We start from the raw sequence: 4957 nt of genomic DNA on the forward strand, positions 1-4957 counted from the left end.
TCCGGAAACAGCGAAAACAGTGGGGAGCACGCACATGCCAGTGATCGACATCCAGAAGGACCCTGAAGCCCTCACACTGACGCTCACCGCGCGGTTCGACGCGCCGCCGCCGCGGGTGTGGCAGGTCTGGCAGGACCCCCGCCAGCTCGAGCGGTGGTGGGGCCCGCCGGCCTACCCCGCGACCGTCGTCGACCATGACCTGGCCCCCGGCGGTACGGTCACCTACTTCATGACCGGGCCGGAAGGCGACAAGCACCATGGCTGGTGGCACGTCCTGTCCGTCGACGCCCCGCACCGCCTGGAGTTCACCGACGGCTTCGCCGACGACGCCGGCCGCCCCAACCCCGACATGCCCGTCACGGCCGTCCGTGTACAGCTCACCGCGGACGGCGCGGCGGCCACCGTGATGACGATCGAGAGCGTCTTCCCCACGCTCGCGGTGATGGAGCAACTCGTGTCCATGGGCATGGTCGAGGGCATCTCCGCGGCCGTGGGCCAGATCGACACACTGCTGACCTCGCTCACCGTCTGATCCCACCGTCCGATCTCACCGTCTGACGAGGCCTGCCCCGGCAGCCCCGGCAGCCCCGGGCGTCGGCCAAGCAGCGTAAATCCGCCCGCGACCACCCACGCAGGCCATGATCGGCGTAAGTTTGTCGTTGTGTACGCTTCTGCGACCAAAAAGCGTACACAACGACAAAATCTCCTGGATCATGGCCTGTACGGCTGGCTGTGGAGGGGATCCGCGTTATTTGATGGGCTGTCAGAGGATTTTCCGGTAGCCGCCGACGACGGGGGCCTCCAGCTGCGGAAATGGCTCGCTGGCGCTGGGTACTACGCCGTTGCTCGGGCGCTCCTGGTCAGCCGGCAGTGGTTTCGTGGGGTGGGATCACCGCTGTAGGAAGACGACCTGGTCGGGGCCGAGGGTGCCCGGCTCCTGTAAGAGCTTGTCGAGTGCGCTCACGACAGCGCCTACAAAGGCTCTGTCCTGCGGAAACGCCTTTGTCGAGATCAGGACGATGCCGGCGTGGGAGCGTCCGCCGGCCCGGTACTGGGCGTCCAGCGGCAGAAAATCCCTGACGTTGAGTGTGACGAGCGCACGTCCCTGGCGCGCAGCCTCCGCCAGCACTTGATCATCGGGTAGCGAGACCAGCGCCGGGTCAGCGACGACCGAGGCGACGTCGTGTCCCTTCCCGACGAGCTGGGCGGCTGTCCGCTCCCCGAGCATCTCGTCGAGTAACAGGGGGTGGCTCATCCGGCCAGCAGGTCCTGCTCGCGACGCCAGGCCCGCTCGGCCGCCTGCTCGGCCTCGTCAGCGGCGGCGATCTCGGCATCGACCTCCAGCGGGTAGGCGGCCCAGTACCGCAGCGCCGTGCGGAGCAGCCGCGGCGGCAGGCCCGTGTTGTCCGCGACCAGGGACAACAGCCCCTGCTCGGCCAGCTCCGGTTCGGCCGCCCTGGCGGAGCGGACCGCCCGCACGACCTCCCAGACGTCAGGCCCGCCGACCAGGCCCGCCCGCCGGCCCGCCGGCCCTTCCCGGAAGGTGATGCCGGGATGTTCCGTCGTCCGCAGCCCCTCGTCCACCAGCCGGTTCGCCGCTGACGACAGCGAAAGACCTGGATGGGTGGCCACGTACGCCTGTAGGCGTACCGCGACGGCGGCATCGAACCGCACCGGTGTGGGAGCCTTCCTCGCCATACGACTACAGTGTAGTCGCCATCTTGACAGTCACCAGCCTGACGGCATGCGGGCTCCGCACGGAGATCCGTTTTCCCGACCTGACAACCAGCGACCTGACCGAACGAACCGGTCAGTCAGCGCGGGGGGCGACTCCACAGCCCCGGTCGACTACGGGGCCCAGAGCGTGTCGACGGGCAGGACGTGCAGGCGGTCCTCGAACGTGTACGAGCGTGCTCCCAGGTAGAACACGACACCGGCTGTGAACGCGTCGCCGGTGGTGTCACGGAGTTTGCGAAGCGGGGCGAAGTCCTCACCCGGTACCCGGCCAGCCGCTTTGACCTCGAATGCCACCAGCGCCCCGTCATCGCGTTCGACAACAAGGTCGACTTCGTCGCCGTCACGAGTGCGCCAGTGGCCGGCCCCGCTGACCCAGTCCGCCCAGGACGCCTGCTTGAGCAGCTCGGTGACGACAAACGTCTCCAGGAGATGTCCGAACTCGGTGAGCGTGGTCGGATTACGGGCGGCCAGTTTCCGCGGCGTCAGCCGCAGCAGCCGAGCCGCCACCCCGGAGTCCAGGATGTGGATTTTCGGCGACGCCGTGGACCGTGTGGTAAGCGTGTTCCCCCATGCCGGGAGACGGTAAAGCAGGAACACCGCCTCGAGCAGCCGTAGATAGCTGTACGCGGTCCTCTCGTCGAGACGGACGCTCGACGCGGCCCGAGCGATGTTGAGTACCTGCGCGGTCTGGCCCGCCAGCCGCTCGAACAGGACCGGCAACGAAGCCGCCTGGCGGATCCTGGCAAGCTCCCCCACGTCGCGTTCGAGGCCGAGCCGGACGTAGTCGTCGAGCCAGCGGTTCCGCGAAGCGAGCGAGGCCCGCGCGAGCGCCGACGGGAACCCGCCTGCCGTAACGCTGTCGATGTACTCCTCACGGCTGGTCACCGACGGCCGGGCCGCGGCTACCACGGCGGCCGGGTCTGCGAACAGGTCCTCCAACAGGTGCTCGTGAGCTCCCCGGAGCTCACCCTGTGACAGCGGATATACCGGCAGCCGGTGCAGACGGCCAGTGAGCGCCTGCGCAGCCTGGGGCAACGCCTCGTGACGTGCCGAGCCCGTCAGGACGAAGCGACCGGGCCGGCCGTCACGGTTGAGCTCAGCCTTGATCGCGTCAAGGACAAGCGGGACGTGCTGGTACTCGTCGATACAGACCGGTCGTGGGCCCGCGACAAACGTGCCCGGGTCCCGGGCCACCGCGTCGCGCACGGCCACGTCGTCCAGGTCGACCAGCTCCGCGCCAACCGCGCCGGCGAGGTTTCTGAGCAGGGTCGACTTGCCCACCGACCGGGGGCCCTGAAGAAGGACCACCGGCTCCTCGAGCATCCGACCCGCGACGATGGGAGCAAGCCGCCGTGGCACCAGGCCGCGCAACCGTGCACTCACAGCCAAGATTCTATCTGATCTACGGATCCGTCGGAGGTCGAGCTACGGATCCGCCGAGGGTCGAGCTACGGATCCGCCGGGGGTCGAGCTACGGATCCGCCGGGGGTCGAGCTACGGATCCGCCGGGGCTTGTCGCGCCGAGGCCGGAGGCGCCAGGCGCTGCCGGCCGGCGCGCACGATCGTCCTGCCGTTCCCCGGGCGTAGGCCCTTCCCGCCTGCCGGGAGCCTCCGGACAGACACTTTCCGTGATGGCTTCGACTGCCCAGGCGATCCCTTCGGTAGCATGTATCTATGTAGATGGCATCTACATAGACGGGATTCAGGTGTGACGACGGGTTTTGTCGGACGAGCGGCCGAGCTCGCTCTCCTGCGGAAACGGCTGGACCGGGTCGCCGCCTCGCATTCCGGGGCGGCGCTCGCCATCCGAGGCCGCCGCCAGGTGGGCAAGTCACGCCTCGTGCAGGAGTTCTGCGATCAGGCCGGCGTCCCCTACCTGTTCTTCACCGCCACCAAGGGTGCCTCACCGGTCGAATCGGTGGCCGCCTTGTTCGCGGACCTGAAGGAATCGTCCCTGCCGACCGATCGTGAACTCGTCCCCGCGCGATCCACGGGAAGCTGGCCGGACGCCTTCCGCGTCCTCGCCTCGGTCCTGCCGGACGCGCCGGCGATCATCGTCCTCGACGAGCTCCCCTGGCTCGCCGAACAGGACGACCTGTTCGACGGCGCGCTGCAGACGGCCTGGGACAGGCTGCTCGCCGGACGGCCGGTGCTCCTGCTGCTGCTCGGCAGCGACATCCACATGATGGAACGGCTCACCGCCTACGACCGCCCGTTCTTCGGCCGGGCCGACAACCTCGTCCTCGGCCCCCTCAACCCGCTGGAGACCGCTCACGCTCTCGGCCTGGACGCGGCCGACGCCATCGACGCCCACCTGGTCTCCGGCGGACTGCCTGGCATCCTGCGGAGCTGGCCGCACGGGACCCCGCCGCTGCCCTTCCTGGAACAGGAGTGCGCCGACCCGGCCTCGCCGCTGTTCAGCGTGCCGGAATCCACGCTGATGGCCGAATTCCCCACGCCCGACCAGGCGCGGCGCGTCCTCGAAGCGGTGGGTGCCGGGGAGCGCACCCATGCCAACATCGCCGCGGCGGCGGGCGGCCGGCAGGGTGCTCTGCGTTCGGGGTCGCTGTCGCCGCTGCTGCGCCGGCTTGTCGAGGAGAAGCGGGTGCTCGCCGTCGACGAGCCCCTCTCGACACAGCCCGGCAGGCCCGCGCTGTACCGGATCGCCGACAGCAACCTGCGGCTGTACCTCGGCGTCCTGCGATCCGCTCATGAGCAGGCGCGCCGCGGACGGCCCGAAGCGGCCTTCCGGCTGGTGCAACGCCGCTGGTCGGCGTGGCGGGGCAGGGCGGTCGAGCCGCTGGTCCGCCAGTCACTCGAGCTCGCCGCGACCGCGGGCCTACTGCCCTGGCCCGACGTCGAAGCGGTCGGCGGCTGGTGGAACCGCCGGTTCGACCCGGAGGTGGACCTGGTCGGAGCCGACCGGTCGCCCGTCGCGAAGCGCATCCACTTCGCCGGGTCGATCAAATGGCTCGCCAGCCCGTTCGACGACCACGACCTCGCGGAGCTCACGCGAAGCGCGGCCGAGATACCCGGTTTCACGGCTGGCGACACCGGCTTGGTCATCGTGTCCCGTTCCGGCATCAGCCCACGCCTGGAGCCGGCCAGGGCGAATCTCGTACAGGGCCCGTCCGACCTTCTCTCAGCCTGGCAACCAGCGACCTGACCGGGACGGACCGGTCGTCAGTCAGCGGGGCGGCTCCACGGCCCCGGCCGGCTA

The 4957-nt window shown here is 69.5% G+C and carries 5 protein-coding genes; 2 read left to right on the forward strand and 3 right to left on the reverse strand.

Features of this window, described 5'->3' with window-relative positions; all coding sequences use genetic code 11:
- Window positions 1–532 (forward strand): SRPBCC family protein (locus tag AC5LUJ_RS09195; protein ID WP_493464778.1); only part of this gene is annotated, 532 nt, incomplete at its 5' end.
- A 357-nt stretch (window positions 533–889) separates the two neighbouring features.
- Here the strand turns inward: AC5LUJ_RS09195 and AC5LUJ_RS09200 are convergent.
- From AC5LUJ_RS09200 to AC5LUJ_RS09210, 3 genes are all read right to left on the reverse strand, one after another.
- Entirely contained in the window at window positions 890–1255 is a 366-nt protein-coding gene (locus AC5LUJ_RS09200) for a DUF5615 family PIN-like protein (RefSeq protein WP_250282504.1), read from the reverse strand.
- Entirely contained in the window at window positions 1252–1698 is a 447-nt protein-coding gene (locus AC5LUJ_RS09205) for a hypothetical protein (RefSeq protein WP_250290468.1), read from the reverse strand. The genes AC5LUJ_RS09200 and AC5LUJ_RS09205 overlap by 4 nt, the downstream gene beginning before the upstream one ends.
- Before the next feature lie 150 nt (window positions 1699–1848).
- A complete protein-coding gene (locus AC5LUJ_RS09210; RefSeq protein WP_250282500.1) occupies window positions 1849–3120 on the reverse strand; it encodes an ATP-binding protein in 1272 nt (423 codons plus the stop codon).
- 325 nt (window positions 3121–3445) lie between these two features.
- On the opposite strand from AC5LUJ_RS09210, the gene AC5LUJ_RS09215 reads away from it, so the two are divergent.
- Window positions 3446–4903: an AAA family ATPase gene (locus AC5LUJ_RS09215; protein WP_493464779.1), complete on the forward strand. Its 1458-nt coding sequence runs from the start codon at window positions 3446–3448 to the stop codon at window positions 4901–4903.
- The last annotated feature ends 54 nt before the right edge of the window (window positions 4904–4957 follow it).

It is taken from the genome of Protofrankia sp. CiP1_Cm_nod3 (genome assembly GCF_982290655.1).

Coding starts and splice junctions, on each gene's coding strand:
- AC5LUJ_RS09205 (WP_250290468.1), bottom strand. CDS start 1,698: ATGGCGAGGAAGGCTCCCACACCGGTGCGGTTCGATGCCGCCGTCGCG.
- AC5LUJ_RS09200 (WP_250282504.1), bottom strand. CDS start 1,255: ATGAGCCACCCCCTGTTACTCGACGAGATGCTCGGGGAGCGGACAGCC.